General features: G+C 71.3%; 15 protein-coding genes. 7 read left to right on the forward strand and 8 right to left on the reverse strand.

The window, feature by feature from the left end; all coding sequences use genetic code 11:
* Positions 1–2: 2 nt before the first annotated feature.
* Positions 3–776 carry an ABC transporter permease gene (locus OG245_RS16430; protein WP_371624279.1) on the reverse strand — a complete coding sequence of 258 codons (774 nt, stop codon included), beginning with the start codon at positions 774–776 and terminating at the stop codon, positions 3–5.
* A 196-nt stretch (positions 777–972) separates the two neighbouring features.
* Between OG245_RS16430 and OG245_RS16435 the strand changes: the two genes are divergently transcribed.
* Positions 973–2,178, forward strand: coding sequence for an ABC transporter ATP-binding protein (locus tag OG245_RS16435; protein WP_371624280.1), 1,206 nt, complete (start codon positions 973–975; stop codon positions 2,176–2,178).
* A 37-nt stretch (positions 2,179–2,215) separates the two neighbouring features.
* Here the strand turns inward: OG245_RS16435 and OG245_RS16440 are convergent, their stop codons facing one another.
* On the reverse strand, positions 2,216–3,337 hold the full coding sequence (locus tag OG245_RS16440; protein WP_371624281.1) for an alpha/beta hydrolase: 1,122 nt from the start codon (positions 3,335–3,337) through the stop codon (positions 2,216–2,218).
* 160 nt (positions 3,338–3,497) lie between these two features.
* Between OG245_RS16440 and OG245_RS16445 the strand changes: the two genes are divergently transcribed.
* From OG245_RS16445 to OG245_RS16470, 6 genes are all read left to right on the forward strand, one after another.
* Positions 3,498–5,321: a phosphatidylglycerol lysyltransferase domain-containing protein gene (locus OG245_RS16445; protein ID WP_371624282.1), complete on the forward strand. Its 1,824-nt coding sequence runs from the start codon at positions 3,498–3,500 to the stop codon at positions 5,319–5,321.
* A gap of 124 nt (positions 5,322–5,445) precedes the next feature.
* Positions 5,446–6,243: a dihydropteroate synthase gene (gene folP / locus OG245_RS16450; RefSeq protein ID WP_371627901.1), complete on the forward strand. Its 798-nt coding sequence runs from the start codon at positions 5,446–5,448 to the stop codon at positions 6,241–6,243.
* Positions 6,240–6,713 (forward strand): nuclear transport factor 2 family protein, encoded by a 474-nt coding sequence (locus tag OG245_RS16455; RefSeq protein ID WP_371624283.1) that lies wholly within the window; start codon positions 6,240–6,242, stop codon positions 6,711–6,713. Before folP ends, OG245_RS16455 begins: the two co-directional genes overlap by 4 nt.
* A gap of 210 nt (positions 6,714–6,923) precedes the next feature.
* Positions 6,924–7,283 carry a dihydroneopterin aldolase gene (gene folB / locus OG245_RS16460; protein WP_003968268.1) on the forward strand — a complete coding sequence of 120 codons (360 nt, stop codon included), beginning with the start codon at positions 6,924–6,926 and terminating at the stop codon, positions 7,281–7,283.
* The gene (folK, locus tag OG245_RS16465; RefSeq protein ID WP_371624284.1) at positions 7,280–7,891 is read left to right on the forward strand and encodes a 2-amino-4-hydroxy-6-hydroxymethyldihydropteridine diphosphokinase; all 612 of its coding nucleotides are present in this window, start codon (positions 7,280–7,282) and stop codon (positions 7,889–7,891) included. Before folB ends, folK begins: the two co-directional genes overlap by 4 nt.
* Positions 7,892–7,965: 74 nt before the next feature.
* Complete coding sequence (locus tag OG245_RS16470; RefSeq protein WP_371624285.1) at positions 7,966–8,454, forward strand: DUF3180 domain-containing protein; 489 nt, start codon at positions 7,966–7,968, stop codon at positions 8,452–8,454.
* A 38-nt stretch (positions 8,455–8,492) separates the two neighbouring features.
* Here the strand turns inward: OG245_RS16470 and OG245_RS16475 are convergent, their stop codons facing one another.
* The 6 genes from OG245_RS16475 to OG245_RS16500 form a co-directional block, all read right to left on the reverse strand.
* The gene (locus tag OG245_RS16475; RefSeq protein ID WP_371624286.1) at positions 8,493–9,479 is read right to left on the reverse strand and encodes a hypothetical protein; all 987 of its coding nucleotides are present in this window, start codon (positions 9,477–9,479) and stop codon (positions 8,493–8,495) included.
* A gap of 231 nt (positions 9,480–9,710) precedes the next feature.
* On the reverse strand, positions 9,711–10,316 hold the full coding sequence (gene folE, locus OG245_RS16480; RefSeq protein ID WP_007456833.1) for a GTP cyclohydrolase I FolE: 606 nt from the start codon (positions 10,314–10,316) through the stop codon (positions 9,711–9,713).
* A 164-nt stretch (positions 10,317–10,480) separates the two neighbouring features.
* Entirely contained in the window at positions 10,481–12,538 is a 2,058-nt protein-coding gene (gene ftsH, locus OG245_RS16485) for an ATP-dependent zinc metalloprotease FtsH (RefSeq protein ID WP_371624287.1), read from the reverse strand.
* Positions 12,539–12,720: 182 nt separating this feature from the next.
* Entirely contained in the window at positions 12,721–13,260 is a 540-nt protein-coding gene (gene hpt, locus OG245_RS16490; protein ID WP_069756216.1) for a hypoxanthine phosphoribosyltransferase, read from the reverse strand.
* 98 nt (positions 13,261–13,358) lie between these two features.
* Complete coding sequence (tilS, locus tag OG245_RS16495) at positions 13,359–14,483, reverse strand: tRNA lysidine(34) synthetase TilS (RefSeq protein WP_371624288.1); 1,125 nt, start codon at positions 14,481–14,483, stop codon at positions 13,359–13,361.
* A 197-nt stretch (positions 14,484–14,680) separates the two neighbouring features.
* A complete protein-coding gene (locus OG245_RS16500) occupies positions 14,681–15,817 on the reverse strand; it encodes a zinc-dependent metalloprotease (protein ID WP_371624289.1) in 1,137 nt (378 codons plus the stop codon).
* Positions 15,818–15,885: the final 68 nt, after the last annotated feature.

Genomic DNA, 15,885 nt, shown 5'->3' on the forward strand with positions numbered 1-15,885 from the left:
GGTCAGCCCGCCTCCACCTTCGCCGGGGCGGGCAGGCCCGCCGGTCCGCCCGGTCCGTCCGGGTCGGTGCGCCTGTCCGTTCCGGCCGTCCCGGGCGTCCGGGGCGTGCCGGATATCCGGGTCCAGGGCGTCAGCAGCCGCTGGAGGCCGAGCAGCAGCAGGTCGGCCGTCACCGCGAGCAGCACGCACAGGACCGAGGCGGCGAGCACCTGGGCCTTGAAGAAGCTGGGCAGCGCGTCCTCGATGAGATTGCCGAGGCCCCCCTTGCCGACGAGCGAGCCGACCGTGGTCAGCGCGACCGTCGACACGGTGGCTATCCGCAGCCCCGCCATCACCGCGGGCAGCGCCAGCGGGAGCTCCACCTCCCACAGCAGCCGCCCCGGGCCGTAGCCCATGCCCCGGGCCGCGTCCCGGGCCTCCTCGGGCACCGCTTCGAGCCCGGCCAGGATGTTGCGTACGAGAATGGTCAGCGAATAGAGCACCAGGCCGGTGACGACGAGCGCGGCCGACAGCCCGAACACGGGCAGCAGCAGCGAGAACATCGCCAGCGAGGGCACGGTGTAGAGCACGGTCGTCAGCCCGAGCACCGGCCCGGCGAACCGCCGGCCCCGGCGGGCGAGCAGCGCCAGCGGAAAGGCGACCGCGAGCCCGATCAGCACCGACACCACCGTGATCCCGATGTGCTGCACGGTCGCGTCGGTCAGCTCCTGGCTGCGGGAGCGCAGATACTCCCCGCAGATCCAGTCGTTCGTCACCAGGCAGTTCTGCTCGGCCATCCGCCCCCACCTCCTGCTTTCGCTCGTCGTCCCGGATTCCGCCGTCCTGGATCCCGTGGTTCCGGATCCCGTCGCCCCGGATCGCCACCGGATCGAACGGACGACTGGCGAGCCTATCCTCGACCACTGACAATCGCGGAGGCTGTCGCATTCCGGCAACATGCCCTTCACGGAACGCCCTCCACAATGGGGAACCATGATCCGTTTCGAGCACGTCACCAAGCGGTACGCCGACGGCACCACCGCCGTCGACGACCTTTCCTTCGAGGTCGCCGAGGGTGAACTGGTCACGCTCGTCGGACCTTCCGGCTGCGGCAAGACGACCACCATGAAGATGGTGAACCGGCTGATCGAACCGACCGAGGGCGGGATATTCCTCGACGGGGACGACATATCCACCATCGATCCCGTCCAACTGCGCCGCCGAATCGGCTACGTGATCCAACAGGTGGGGCTCTTCCCGCACAAAACGGTGCTGGAGAACACCGCGACCGTTCCCCATCTGCTGGGCTGGAAGCGCGGAAAGGGACGCGAACGCGCCGCCGAACTCCTCGACCTCGTCGGACTCGACCCTTCCGTTTATGGCGACCGCTATCCGGAACAGCTTTCCGGAGGCCAGCGCCAACGCGTGGGCGTGGCCCGCGCATTGGCCGCCGATCCGCCCGTCCTCCTGATGGACGAGCCTTTCGGGGCGGTCGATCCGGTCGTCCGCGAACGCCTCCAGAACGAATTCCTGAAACTCCAGGCCCAGGTGCGCAAGACCGTGCTGTTCGTCACCCACGACATCGAGGAGGCCGTCCGCCTGGGCGACCGGATCGCCGTCTACGGCCAGGGCCGCATCGAGCAGTTCGACTCCCCCGCCACCGTGCTCGGCGCCCCCGCGACCCCGTACGTGGCCGACTTCGTCGGCGCGGACCGCGGGCTCAAGCGGCTCTCGGTGACCCCCATCGAGGAGAGCGACCTCGACCAGCCGCCGGTCGTCCACCTCGACGACCCGCTGACCGCGGCCACCGAACGGCTCAGGTCCCAGGGCGCACGCTGGGCCGTCGTCCTGGACGGCCGGAACAACCTCCACGGCTGGATCCCCGCCGACGCCACGGCCGGCCCGGCGGCCGGCGGCGCACCGGCCACCACCGAGGGCACGGTCCGCGAACACGCCCGCCGGATGGAGGCCTGGCTCCCGCTCGGGGCGCCGCTCAAACATGCCTTCGCCACCATGCTCCAGCACGACGCGGGCTGGATCGCCGTCATCGACAAGGAGAGCGAGGGCCGCTTCCTCGGCGTACTGACCCCCGCCCGCCTGCACGAGGCCCTGCGCCGCTCCATCGACGCGGACGCCCAGGACGTACCGCGCGCCGAGGTCGCCGTGGAGACGGTCGCGACGGTCTCCCGGGCCGGCTGACCGCGGGCCGGCCGGCCGGGGGCGGCGCCCGCCCGGCTCAGTTCTCGCTGAGCCGGGCGCTCAGCCACTCCAGGGCCGGCGGGATCTCCCGCCGCCAGGTCGTGAAGTTGTGCCCGCCGCTGTCGAGCACGATGGAGGACACCTTCGCGGGCGCCTTCACCTTCCCGATGAACTCCATCGTGCTCCCGAGGTTGTCCTCGCCCTCCCGGGACGTCGTCACGAGGAACGAACCGCCGGACGGCGGCCGGTTCTCCAGGGTCCACATCAGGTCGGCCCGGTCGCGCAACTCCTGCTTCCCGTGGAACAGGTCGCCCGTCGTCGGGTCCTCGGCCGCCCGGTAGTACGCGGAGAGCCCGGCGCTCGCCGCGTACCGCTCCGGGTGGTGCAGCCCGATCTTCAGCGCGCAGTAGCCGCCGGTGGAGTTGCCGATGACGCCCCAGTTACGGGCCTTCTCCCCGACCCGGTAGGCCCCCGCGACCGCCTCCGGGAGGTCCTTCGCGAAGAACGTCTCGGTCCGCGGTCCCCCGGGCACGTCCACGCACTCGGTGTCCCGGGGCGGCGCGACCGTCGGCCGCAGCATCACCAGGATCATCGGCCGGGCCTTCCCCGCCTTCACCAGGTCCTGCGCCGTCTGCGGGTAGCGCAGCCCCTTCAGCAGGTTCTCCGCCGTGCCCGGGTAGCCCGTGAGGACCACGGCCGCCGGGAACGTCCGCCCGGCGTACGCCGCCCGGAAGTACTCCGGCGGCAGATAGACGTACGCCGGGGACTCGATGCCCGAGGTCCGCCCGGAGACGACCACCCGGTCGATCCGCCCGCCGGCCGAGGGCACCCGGCCGCCCGGCACGTCCGGGTGCTGGGTGCCGATCCGCGTCATGTGCCGCGACGCGGACCCGTTCCCCGCGTGGTCGGTGACCACACCGAGCTCCTGCTGCCGGCCGAAGAGGTCGGCCCACGACCCGTAGAAGAGGAAGGCGTTGTTGGCGGCCAGCCCCACAGCCGCGAACAGCGTCAACTGCGTCGCCAGCAACAGCCCGACCCGGCCCGACACCGCCGCGGCCCCGGGCCGGGCCAGCCGCGGCCAGAGCCCGACCGTGGCGGCGAACAGCGCGACGGCGACCGCCGCCACGACCGCCAGAACTGCTGAGCTGGTGAGACCCATGAGCGTGCTTTCTCCGTGCTTCCTTACGCGGGCCGGATACGGGAAATTTCCGGAATGTGGGTGAACCCGCGCTCCACAACCCACGTCCTAGAGGGCGCACATCGTCCGTGGGGCTCCAGCCGGCGGACTCAAGGAATCTCTCGCGAAGCCACGGGAAGCGATGTCTGTCACGCTAGATGGGGATAATTCGGTGTCGGTTCCGCAGCGCGTGCGCCGCTTGATCCGCGGGCCGCGCCCCGAATCCGTACCGGCGCTCGTCGGCAGCGCCTGCACCGTCGTCGGGCTGATCGACGTCGCCGCCGGGGTCTTCCCCCGCTTCCGGCACAGCCGGATGCACACCCTCGCCGAGGTGCTCCCCGGAGCGCTCGGCCCGTTCGCCGCCGCGCTCTCGCTCAGCGCGGGCATGCTGCTGCTCCTGCTCGCCCACGGGCTGAAGCGGCACAAGCGGCGGGCCTGGCGCGCGGCGGTGATCCTGCTGCCCGCGGGGGCCGTGGCCCAGTTCGCGTACCGCCACTCGATCGTCGGGGTGCTCGTCTCCCTGGCGCTCTGCTGGCTGCTGGTGCGCCACCGGGACCAGTTCCGGGCACTGCCCGACCCGCGCAGCCGCTGGCGCGCGCTCGCCAACTTCGTCCTGCTCGGGGCCGGTTCGCTGGGGCTCGGGCTGATCATCGTGAGCGTCCACCCCGGCCGGGTCGTCGGCGACCCGTCCATCGCCGACCGCCTCCAGCACGTGCTGTACGGCCTGTTCGGCGTCGAGGGGCCCGTCGGCTACGCCGGGCGCACCGGCTGGACCGTGGCCTACTCGCTGGGCGCGCTCGGCCTGCTCACCGCCGTCACCACCATCTACCTCGCCTTCCGCCCCGAACACCCGGCCGCCCGCCTCACCGAGGACGACGAGCTCCGGCTGCGGGCCCTCCTGGAGCGGCACGGCGGCCGGGACTCGCTCGGTCACTTCGCGCTCCGCCGCGACAAGGGCGTCGTCTTCTCCCCCAGCGGCAAGGCCGCCGTCTGCTACCGGGTCGTCTCCGGGGTGATGCTGGCCGGCGGCGACCCCATCGGCGACGTGGAGGCCTGGCCGGGCGCCATCGAACGCTTCATGGACGAGGCGCAGGCGCACTCCTGGACCCCCGCCGTGATGGGCTGCAGCGAGACCGGCGGCCAGGTCTGGACCCGCGAGACCGGCCTCACCGCCCTGGAACTGGGCGACGAGGCGGTGGTGGACGCGGCGGATTTCTCCCTCGCCGGACGGGCCATGCGGAACGTGCGCCAGATGGTCAAGCGCATCGAACGGAACGGCTACGAGACCCGGGTCCGGCGGGCACGTGACATCGGCGACACCGAGCTGGACCGGATCCGCCGCGCCGCCGCCGACTGGCGCGGCACCGACACCGAGCGCGGCTTCTCCATGGCGCTGGGCCGCATCGGCGACCCGGCCGACGGCGACTGCGTGATCGCCACCGCCCACCTGCCCGGCTCGGAGGACTCCCCGCACGGTGACCTCAAGGCGGTCCTCCACTTCGTCCCCTGGGGACGCGACGGCATGTCCCTGGAGCTGATGCGCCGCGACCGCTCGGCCGACCCCGGCATGAACGAGCTCCTGATCGTCGCCTCCCTCCAGGCCGCCGGGAAGCTCGGCGTCTCCCGGGTCTCGCTGAACTTCGCGATGTTCCGCTCCGCGCTGGCCCGCGGCGAGCGGCTGGGCGCGGGACCGGTGCTGCGCTGCTGGCGCGGACTGCTGATCTTCCTCTCCCGCTGGTTCCAGATCGAGTCGCTGTACAAGTTCAACGCCAAGTTCAAGCCCCGCTGGGAGCCCCGCTTCGTGGTCTTCCGCACCAGCCGTGACCTGCCCCGCATCGGAATCGCGGCGATGCGGGCCGAGGGCTTCGTGAACCTCTCGCTGCCCCGCCCGTTCCGCCCCCGCCGCCCGCGCCCGTGCGGCCACACGCTCCACAGCCCCCAGGAGCACGAGGTACGCGCGGCGTGACGGCGGCCTACGGGACGTGACGGCGTCGGACGCGGTGTACGACAGGTCCTAGTCTGGTCGTATGAGTACGACACGCACGCGGGGCACGGTCCGAGGACTGCCGGAGTGGGACCGCTGCGCGGTCATGGGCGTCGTCAACGTGACGCCCGACTCCTTCTCCGACGGCGGCCGCTGGTTCGACACCACGGCCGCGGTCAAGCACGGCCTGCACCTGGTGTCCGAGGGCGCGGACCTGGTGGACGTGGGCGGTGAGTCGACCCGCCCCGGCGCCAGCCGCGTGGACGAGGCCGAGGAGCTGCGCCGGGTCGTCCCGGTCGTGCGGGGGCTGGCCTCCGAGGGCGTCACCGTCTCCGTGGACACCATGCGCGCCCGCGTCGCCGAGCAGGCCGTCGCCGCCGGGGCCGCCCTGGTCAACGACGTCAGCGGCGGCCTCGCCGACCCGGACATGATCCCGGCCGTCGCCGCCGCCGAGGTCCCGTTCGTCGTGATGCACTGGCGCGGCTTCAGCGAGTCGATGAACAGCCGCGCGGTGTACGGGGACGTGGTCGCCGAGGTCCTCGACGAGCTGCGGCAGCGGATGGACGCGGTGGTCGCCGGCGGCGTCGACCCCGAACGCGTCGTGATCGACCCCGGCCTCGGCTTCGCGAAGGACGCCGCCCACGACCTGTCGCTCATCGCGCACCTGGCCGGCCTGCACACCCTGGGCCGCCCCCTGCTGGTGGCCGCCTCCCGCAAACGCTTCCTCGGGCACGTCCTGGCCGGGCCCGGCTCGGCCCCGCCGCCCGCCCGCGAACGCGACGCGGCGACCGCGGCGGTCTCCGCGCTGTCCGCCTCGGCCGGAGCCTGGGCGGTCCGGGTCCACGAGGTACGGGCCACCGCCGACGCCGTCCGCGTCGCCCGCGCGGTCGAGGGAGCCGCGTGAACGAGGACCACGCACAGGCCGCCGCCGACATCGCGGAGGTCGAGGCGGCCAACACCGCCTTCTACGAGGCGCTGGAACGCGGCGACTACGACGATCTCTCCGGCCGGTGGCTGCCGGGCGAGGACCTCACCGTCTCCTGCGTCCACCCCGGCTGGCCGGTGCTCACGGGCCGCGGCGACGTACTGCGCAGCTACGCCCTGATCATGGCGAACACCGAGTACATCCAGTTCTTCCTCACCGACGTCACCATCGCGATGACCGGCGACACCGCGCTGGTCACCTGCACCGAGAACATCCTCAGCGGCGGCCCCGCCGAGGACGGCGACGCACTGGGCCCGCTCGTGGGCCAGCTGGTCGTCGCCACGAACGTGTTCCGGCGCACCCCCGACGGCTGGAGGCTCTGGTCCCACCACGGATCTCCCGTCCTGGCGGACTCCGACGAGGACGACGACGAGGAAACGCCCTCCTGAGGAGGAAACACCCTCACGAGTGGGTACGGGACCAGTGGGGATTGGAACCGATGACCACCGGGTATAGGCGGCTACCAGCCGCGGGAAGGCGCTGTCCATGGCCCCCACGGGCGAGCACCGTCGGTGCTCGCAGGTAGATTCGAAAGAAGGCACCTCGCCGCCCGCACGCGGCCGGGTGCCTCTCGACCAACGACAGCAGGAGTGATTCGCGTGGATCGTGTCGCGCTGCGCGGCCTCAAGGCCCGTGGGCACCACGGTGTCTTCCCCCGGGAGCGGGAAGAGGGCCAGACCTTCATCGTCGACCTGGTGCTCGGCCTCGACACCCGCCCCGCGGCAGCCACCGACGACCTGGCCCGCACCGTGCACTACGGCGTGGTGGCCGAGGAGGTCGTCGACGTGGTGACCGGCGAACCGGTCGATCTGATCGAGACGCTCGCCGAGCGCATCGCCCAGCAGTGCCTCAAGCACGAAGGCGTCCAGGAGGTCGAGGTCGTGGTGCACAAGCCGGACGCACCGATCACCGTCCCCTTCGACGACGTGACCATCACCATCACCCGGAGCCGAGCATGACTGCATTTTCCACCGAAGGGCAGAGCGACCCGACCGTACAGCCGGTTCCGACCGCCGTCGTACGGCAGGTGGACGCCGCCGACGTCACGCTCTCCAACCCCAAGATGGCCGTGATCTCCCTCGGCTCCAACCTGGGCAACCGGCTGGAGACCCTCCAGGGGGCCGTCGACGCCCTGGAGGACACCCCGGGCCTCCGGGTCAAGGCCGTCTCCCCGGTCTACGAGACGGAGCCCTGGGGCGTCGAGGCGGACTCCCAGCCCGCGTACTTCAACGCCGTCATCCTCGTGAAGACCACGCTGCCTCCCGCCTCCCTGCTGGAGCGCGGCCAGGCCGTCGAGGAGGCCTTCGACCGGGTCCGCGAGGAGCGCTGGGGCCCGCGCACCATCGACGTCGACATCGTGGCGTACGCCGACGTCCTCTCCGACGACCCGGTGCTCACGCTCCCCCACCCGCGCGCCCACGAGCGGGCCTTCGTCCTCGCCCCCTGGCACGACATCGACCCCGAGGCCCAGCTGCCCGGCGCGGGCCCGGTGGCCCAGCTCCTCGCCGAGGTCGGCCGCGACAGCGTCCTGCCCCGCGCCGACCTGGAACTGCGCCTGCCGGAGTAATCGTTAGGCTCGACGGACGGTGGTCCGGCGCACGGCCGGACCGGGCACAGGCGGCGCGAAGGGCGGCTCACTCGGTGAAGCAACTACGGCTCGGGGTACTGGCGGGCCTCTTCGCCGCCGCCGGTGTCCTCTCCTGGGGCGGGGCCCGCCTCTGGGACTCCCTCGGCACCCTGCCGAGCGTCCCGCTGGCCGCGTCGATCGTGCTCGCCGTGATCGCGGCGATCCTCCTCGCGACCGCCCTCTCCACCCGCACCCGCCTCCGCGCCCAGCGCGAACGCCGCCCCGGCGCCAAGGGCGTCGAGCCCCTGTTCGCGGCCCGGGCGGTCGTCTTCGGCCAGGCGAGCGCCCTGGTGGCCGCCCTGGTCGCCGGGATGTACGGCGGCACCGGCGTCTTCCTCCTGAGCTACCTCGACATCCCGCCCCGCCGCGACCAGGCCATCTACGCGGGCGCGGCGATGGTGGCGGGCATCGCGGTCATCGCCGCCGCCCTCTTCCTGGAACGCGTCTGCCGCCTCCCGGAGAAGGGCAACGACCACGACGGCACGGGGGCGGCGGCCGCGTAGGGCACGACAAGCGCCCGGCCCATGCGTCGCCGCCCGGGTCACGCCGCCGCGCGGACCAGATGCCCGTTGACCAGGAACGCGGGATGCGGGCGAAGCCGGTATCCGTAGACGGTGAACGGTTTGCCGGGCGCGGGGCGGGGCCGCACGGACTCGACGGTCACCCAGCCGGATTCCACGGGCCGGGCGTCGTGATGCTCGGGTCGGAATGTGCCGCGGGCCGCCCAGCGGTCCACCAGCGTCAGGTGCGACGCGAGACCCTTCCTGCTGGGGGCGAACCGCGCGCCGATGACCTCGGCCAGGTCGACGAGGAAAGGCACATTGGCGCTGACCAGGGTCCGGCCGGCCCAGTGCTTGGCGCGGCAGCCGTCACCGTCCGCGTATCCGTCGAGGAACCCGTCGAAGATCTCACGGTCCCGCAGCACGACCCGGGGAAACTCCTGCCTCATGTGGTGCGCGTCGCCGCCGGCGTAGTGGCGCAGGGCGTCGGCGAGGTAGGAGGACACCACCCGGACACGGAAGCCCGGAATCTCCCGGCCCAGGTAGCCGGAGGGCCGAGTCACGGGCTGGAGCCGGGCTGCCAGGCCCGTCGCCTCGGTGAGGCTGCGCGCGTACCGGCCGGCGAACGCCTCGTCGTTCACGACAAGCGACACGTAGTTCCTGCCCACCGTGCCGTCCGCACAGGTGGCCCCCACGAAGTAGCCGAAGGCGTATCCCATGCGGAACGTGAACCGTTCGCGGCAGAGCTTGCGCGCGTGGGTCCACGCGACGGTTCTGCCCGCGGCATCCTCGGCACGGATCCAGCCGCTCGGTGTGGCCAGCAGGAGGCCCCCGGCGAGCGTGAAAGCCGCATGGCTCGTGACGACCTCCGCGGCTGCTCTCGCCTTGACGGCCGTCACGTCCGTGACCGTCGTCTGTTCCGCACGGGACCCGTCCAGCGTCCACAGCCTGGTGCCGACGGCGACCTCCCGGGCCCGGAGACGTCCTCCGACCGCGTTCACGGTCTGCTTGCTCGGTAGCCCACTCATACGGCGCTCCTCGGCCTGTTCACCATGACAGGCCGAGGAGCGTATCGGGCACCACTGACAAAGCCGGCAAAGGGCTGTCCCACAATTCCCGGTGGATCGGCGCGCGGCGTCAGATGCGGTGCATCGCAAGGCGGAGGGACGTCCGCATACTGGATGTATGGGGACGTTCCGACAACGCGGCGAGGTGCCGTAGCTGTCGTCGCGCGCCCGCCGGGAAGTGCGGGACAGCCCTTAGCGCGCCAATATGAGGCTCATCGCCTCGGCGCGGGTCGAGGCATCGCGGAGCTGGCCGCGTACGGCCGACGTCGTGGTCTTCGCCCCGGGCTTGCGGATGCCGCGCACCGACATGCACATGTGCTCGGCCTCGATCACCACGATCGCTCCCCGCGCTTCCAGGATCCTCATGAGCGAGTCCGCCACCTGCGTGGTGAGGCGTTCCTGCACCTGGGGCCTGCGCGCGAAGACGTCCACCAGGCGGGCCAGCTTCGACAGGCCGGTGATCTTGCCGGAGTCGGCCGGTATGTAGCCGACGTGCGCGACGCCGTGGAAGGGCAGGAGGTGGTGTTCGCAGAGCGACATGATCTCGATGTCCTTTACCAGGACCATCTCGTCGTGCCCTAGATCGAACGTCGTGGTGAGCACGTCCTCGGGTTCCTGCCGCAGACCCGCGAGGATCTCCTTGTACGCCCGCGCCACCCGCCCCGGCGTCTCCCGCAGGCCCTCGCGGTCCGGGTCCTCCCCGACGGCGATCAGCAGTTCGCGTACGGCCGCCTCGGCCCGCTTCTCGTCGAATTCGCCGATCGAACCCTGGCCGTCCAGCGTCACCGGGTCGGTCATCTGTGCCTCGTTCCTCTGTGCTGTCCCGTGCGCGGGTTCGCGATCGGACGTCGCAGGCATACGGAAAAGCCGCGCCCCCACAGGCTAAAACCTGGGGGGCGCGGCATCCATTCCGGAACCGGTTCGGCCCCCGTGACGGGGGTCTCACCGGAGTCGGTCCGGGACTAGCTCTCGGGACGCTCCTCGGGGCTCGCCTCGGGGGACGGGGCGATGTCCTTCGTCAGGTCCGCCGGGGCGATCTCCGGCGGGGTGGCGGAACCGTTGGCGACCGATGCGCCGTTGGTGAGGGCCAGCTCCTTGGGAGAGAGCACGGGGGGCCGCGTCGACGGGGTGCGTCGGGCGGATCCGGTCCATGCCGGTCGGGCGGGGCGCCGGACGAGCGGGGCGAAGATCTCCGCGATCTCGTCCTTGCCCAGCGTCTCCTTCTCCAGCAGTTCGAGCACCAGGGCGTCGAGGATGTCGCGGTTCTCGACGAGGATCTCCCACGCGTCGTTGTGGGCGGTCTCGATGAGCTTCTTGACCTCCTCGTCGACCAGTGCGGCGACCTCTTCCGAGTAGTCGCGCTGGTGACCCATCTCGCGGCCCAGGAAGGGCTCCGAGTTGTCACTGCCGAACTTGATCGCGCCGAGGCGCTCCGTCATGCCGTACTGCGTGACCATCGCGCGGGCCGTCGCCGTGGCCTTCTCGATGTCGTTCGAAGCGCCGGTGGTCGGGTCGTGGAAGACCAGTTCCTCGGCCGCACGCCCGCCCATCATGTACGCCAGCTGGTCGAGCATCTCGTTGCGGGTCGTGGAGTACTTGTCCTCCTCCGGGAGCACCATCGTGTAACCGAGAGCGCGGCCGCGGGAGAGGATCGTGATCTTGTGGACCGGGTCCGACTGGGGGGAGGCCGCCGCGACCAGGGCGTGTCCGCCCTCGTGGTACGCGGTGATCTTCTTCTCCTTCTCGGACATGATCCGGGTCCGCTTCTGCGGGCCCGCCACGACGCGGTCGATGGCCTCGTCGAGGCTCTCGTTGTCGATGAGCTTCTTGTTGCTGCGCGCCGTCAGGAGCGCGGCCTCGTTGAGCACGTTCGACAGGTCGGCGCCGGTGAAGCCGGGCGTGCGTCGGGCGACGGCGCCGAGGTCGACGCCCTCCGCCACGGGCTTGCCCTTCTGGTGCACCTTGAGGATCTCCAGGCGGCCCTGCATGTCCGGGCGGTCGACCGCGATCTGCCGGTCGAAGCGTCCCGGGCGCAGCAGCGCCGGGTCGAGGATGTCCGGGCGGTTCGTGGCGGCGATCAGGATGACGCCGCCCTTCACGTCGAACCCGTCCATCTCGACGAGCAGCTGGTTGAGCGTCTGCTCACGCTCGTCGTGACCGCCGCCCATGCCGGCACCGCGGTGGCGGCCGACGGCGTCGATCTCGTCGACGAAGACGATCGCCGGGGCGTTCGCCTTGGCCTGCTCGAAGAGGTCGCGCACCCGGGAGGCGCCGACGCCGACGAACATCTCGACGAAGTCGGAGCCGGAGATCGAGTAGAACGGCACGCCCGCTTCGCCGGCGACGGCGCGTGCGAGCAGCGTCTTGCCCGTACCGGGCGGCCCGTAGAGCAGGACGCCCTTGGGGATCTTGGCGCCGACGGCCTGGAACTTCGCCGGCTCCTGGAGGAACTCCTTGATCTCGTGGAGCTCCTCGACCGCCTCGTCGGATCCCGCCACATCGGCGAAGGTCGTCTTGGGGGTGTCCTTGGTGATCAGCTTGGCCTTGGACTTGCCGAACTGCATGACCTTGGATCCGCCGCCCTGCATCTGGTTCATCAGAAACAGGAAGACGACCACGATGAGGACGAAGGGCAGCAGCGAGAGGAGGATCGAGACGAACGGGGACTGCTTCGACGGCGAGACGGTGTAACCCTTCTCGATGTCGCCGTTCTCGAACTTCTGCTGCAACGTGTCGGCGAGCTCGACGCCCTGGTTGCCGATGTAGCTCGCCTGGAACTTGCTGCCGGACTCGCCTTCGAGCTTCTGGCCCTTCTTCAGCTCGATCTTGAGGATTTGTTCGTCACCGGTGGTCAGCTTGGCCTGCTCCACCTGGTCCTTGCTGATCGCCTGGATCACCTTGCCGGTGTCCACGGTCTTGTGGCCACCCGACGAGCCGACGACCTGCATCAACACGACCACGGCGAGGACGGCCAGCACGATCCACATGACGGGCCCACGGAAGTATCGCTTCACGTCCATCCATACGGAGCGAAGACGCCCCGTCCCTCCTGCCCGTAGGTAAATGCTGCTGTTTGAAAAGACTGTTCTTCGGACGGTACCCCAGCATCGTCACCCGCGACTGCCGGGTACGGCGGAGAAACCTGCTTTCGAAGCTTCAACGGCCCGGGTGCGGTGAGGGTTCCCCGGCGGTCCGGCCGGGGTCAGCCGCCGTAGACGTGCGGGGCGAGCGTGCCGACGAAGGGCAGGTTGCGGTACTTCTCGGCGTAGTCCAGCCCATAGCCGACGACGAACTCGTTGGGGATGTCGAAACCGATCCACTTCACATCGATCGCGACCTTTGCGGCATCCGGCTTGCGCAGCAGGGTGCAGACCTCCAGCGAGGCCGGCTCGCGGGAGCCCAGGTTGGACAGCAGCCAGGACAGCGTCAGGCCGGAGTCGATGATGTCCTCGACGATCAGGACGTGCTTGCCCTTGATGTCGGTGTCGAGGTCCTTGAGGATCCGGACGACGCCGGAGGACTGGGTGCCGGCCCCGTACGAGGAGACGGCCATCCAGTCCATCGTGACGGGGGTGGACAGCGCGCGCGCCAGGTCCGCCATGACCATCACCGCGCCCTTGAGGACGCCGACGATCAGCAGGTCCCTGCCCGCGTACTCCGCGTCGATCTTCGCGGCCAGCTCGACGAGCTTCGCGTCGATCTCTTCCTTGGTGAGGAGCACCGACTGAAGGTCGGTACCCATGTCCTTCTCGTTCACCCACGTCTCTTTCTCTGCCTGCCGGCCCGGGAAAGCGCCCCGGGCCGGGCCGGCTGTTCGCCTGCACTTCAGCCGCTTGCGCGTCAGCTCTGCCGAATGACCAGTCTGCCACCCTGTCGCATCGCCTCGACGCGGCCGGGCAGGTTGATGGCCCGCTGGCCGCGCCAGCCGGTGATGAGACGGTCGACTTCTTCGAGGTGCCGGGCGAAGAGGGAGCCCGCGGGCGCCCCGGCCTCGATCAGTGCGCGGCGCAGCACCCGGCGGCGTACCGCGGGCGGCAGGACGTAGAGCTTGGCGCACTCCAGGCGGCCGGTGTCGTCGCGTACGGACAGCTCGGCCTCGGCGGCCCAGGTGTCCAGGGCGTCGGCGTCGTCGCGGGAGAGCTGGGCGGTGCGGGCGAGGGCCTCGACGACGCCTTTGCCGAGCGCCTTCTCCAGGGCGGGCAGGCCTTCGTGGCGGAGCCGGGAGCGGGTGTAGGCGGGGTCGATGTTGTGCGGGTCGTCCCAGACGGGCAGGGACTGGACCAGGCAGGCCTTGCGGACGGCCTGCCGGTCGAGCTGGAGGAAGGGGCGGCGGTAGCGGCCGGCCGGCCCGGAGGCGGCGGCCATGCCGGAGAGCGAGCGGATGCCGGAGCCGCGGGCGAGGCCGAGGAGGACCGTCTCGGCCTGGTCGTCGCGGGTGTGGCCGAGCAGGACGGCGGCGGCACCGTGGCGTTCGGCGGCGGCGTCCAGCGCGGCGTAGCGGGCGTCGCGGGCGGCGGCCTCGGGGCCGCCCTCGCGTCCGACGTGCACGGCGACGGCCTCGACGGGGTCGAGGTCCATGGCGGTGAGCCGGGTGACGACCTCGGCGGCGCGGAGACCGGATCCCGGCTGGAGGTTGTGGTCGACGGTGATGCCGCCGGCCCGGACGGAGAGTTTGCGGGCCTCGAACGCGAGCGCGGAGGCGAGCGCCATGGAGTCGGCGCCGCCGGAGCAGGCGACGAGGACGAGCGGGGTGTCGGGCCGTTCGGGGAGTGCGGGTCGCTCGGGGAGAGCGGCCCTGCCCGCGGCGCCGGCCTCGGCGTAGCGGGGGCGGGCGGCGTGCGCGGGGCGCCTCGCCGCCTCGGCGGGCCGGTCGTGGTCGGCGTGCCGGTGGAATTCGGTGAGTACGTCGTGGAGTACGCGGCGGACCGCCAGGCGTATCGCCGCGACCGCAGGATGGGGACCCATGTCCGGTGCCCTTCGTGGAGTTCGGGAGGAGCGTCGAGCGCCGGAACGGGTGAGTCCCGTCACTCAGAGTGCGTCGATGGTGACAGAGGCAAGCTGTTCATCGAGCATTGCACGCCTTCCCGTGCCCCTACGGTCCCTCGGATGGGTGATTGGAGGGCCAATATCGGTCCCCCGGGAGTATCCGGACGGTCCGGCGGTCAGGATTCGGCCTTGCGGTGCACCCGCGCGACCCAGTCGGCGGGCTTGGCGATCTCGGCCTTGGTCGGGAGGGTGTTCGGTGAGGTCCAGACGCGGTTGAAGCCGTCCATGCCGACCTCTTCGACGACCGATCGTACGAACTTCTCGCCGTCCTTGTACTGCCGGAGCTTGGCGTCCAGGCCGAGGAGCTTGCGCAGGGCCTGGTCGAGACGGCCGGCGCCCTGGGCCCGGCGCTGCTGGAACTTCTCGCGGATCTCGGCGACGGAGCCGACGACCTCGGGGCCCACTCCGTCCATCACGAAGTCCGCGTGTCCTTCGAGGAGGGACATGACGGCGGTGAGGCGGCCGAGCACTTCGCGCTGGGCGGGGGTCTGGACGATGTCGACGAGGCTCCGGCTGTCGCTCTCGCCCTGTTCGCCCTCGGGCCGTCCGGCGCCGGAGAGGGACTGGGCGGCCTCGCGGAGGCGTTCCAGGAAGGTCATCGGGTCGACGTCGGTCTCGTCGAGGAACGTCTGGATCTCGCCCTGGAGGTGGTCGCGGAGCCAGGGCACGCCGGTGAACTGGGTGCGGTGGGTCTCCTCGTGGAGGGCGACCCAGAGCCGGAAGTCGTGCGGGTCGACGTCCAGCTCGCGTTCGACGTGGACGATGTTGGGGGCGACGAGGAGCAGCCGGCCGCCGCCGTCGGCGGCGGAGGGCAGGTCCCGGGTGGCCGGGGCGAACGTCTCGTACTGGCCGAGCACCCGGGAGGCGAGGAACGAGAGCAGCATGCCCAGTTCGACGCCGGTGACCTTGCCGCCGACCGCGCCGAGGACGGCGCCGCCGGGTCCGCCGGAGCGGCGGCTCTCCATCTTGGCGAGCAGGGGGCGCAGCAGTTCGCGGAAGCCGGCGACGTTGGCCTTGATCCAGCCGGCCCGGTCGACGACGAGGACGGGGGTGTCCTCGGGCTCGGTCCCTTCGGGGATCATCCGGGTGAAGAGCCGGACGTGTTCCTCCGAGGCCCTGGCGTGCCGACGCAGCTCCGCGACGACGGCGCGGGCCTCCTCGCGGCTGATGTCGGGGCCGGGCCGGACCAGTCGGGTCGCGGTCGCGACCGCGAGATTCCAGTCGACCATCTGGGCACCACCGATGCTCGTCATGCGTCAACCGTACGTGAGCCCGTCGCTCGGTGGTGGGGTCTTGAGGGTCTGTCGGGGGTCTGTCGGGG

It is taken from the genome of Streptomyces sp. NBC_01116, assembly GCF_041435495.1.
Taxonomy (GTDB): Bacteria; Actinomycetota; Actinomycetes; order Streptomycetales; family Streptomycetaceae; genus Streptomyces.

Coding starts and splice junctions, on each gene's coding strand:
- OG245_RS16430 (WP_371624279.1), bottom strand. CDS start 776: ATGGCCGAGCAGAACTGCCTGGTGACGAACGACTGGATCTGCGGGGAG.
- OG245_RS16435 (WP_371624280.1), top strand. CDS start 973: ATGATCCGTTTCGAGCACGTCACCAAGCGGTACGCCGACGGCACCACC.
- OG245_RS16440 (WP_371624281.1), bottom strand. CDS start 3,337: ATGGGTCTCACCAGCTCAGCAGTTCTGGCGGTCGTGGCGGCGGTCGCC.
- OG245_RS16445 (WP_371624282.1), top strand. CDS start 3,498: ATGTCTGTCACGCTAGATGGGGATAATTCGGTGTCGGTTCCGCAGCGC.
- folP (WP_371627901.1), top strand. CDS start 5,446: ATGGGCGTCGTCAACGTGACGCCCGACTCCTTCTCCGACGGCGGCCGC.
- folK (WP_371624284.1), top strand. CDS start 7,280: ATGACTGCATTTTCCACCGAAGGGCAGAGCGACCCGACCGTACAGCCG.
- OG245_RS16475 (WP_371624286.1), bottom strand. CDS start 9,479: ATGAGTGGGCTACCGAGCAAGCAGACCGTGAACGCGGTCGGAGGACGT.
- folE (WP_007456833.1), bottom strand. CDS start 10,316: ATGACCGACCCGGTGACGCTGGACGGCCAGGGTTCGATCGGCGAATTC.
- ftsH (WP_371624287.1), bottom strand. CDS start 12,538: ATGGACGTGAAGCGATACTTCCGTGGGCCCGTCATGTGGATCGTGCTG.
- hpt (WP_069756216.1), bottom strand. CDS start 13,260: ATGGGTACCGACCTTCAGTCGGTGCTCCTCACCAAGGAAGAGATCGAC.
- tilS (WP_371624288.1), bottom strand. CDS start 14,483: ATGGGTCCCCATCCTGCGGTCGCGGCGATACGCCTGGCGGTCCGCCGC.
- OG245_RS16500 (WP_371624289.1), bottom strand. CDS start 15,817: ATGACGAGCATCGGTGGTGCCCAGATGGTCGACTGGAATCTCGCGGTC.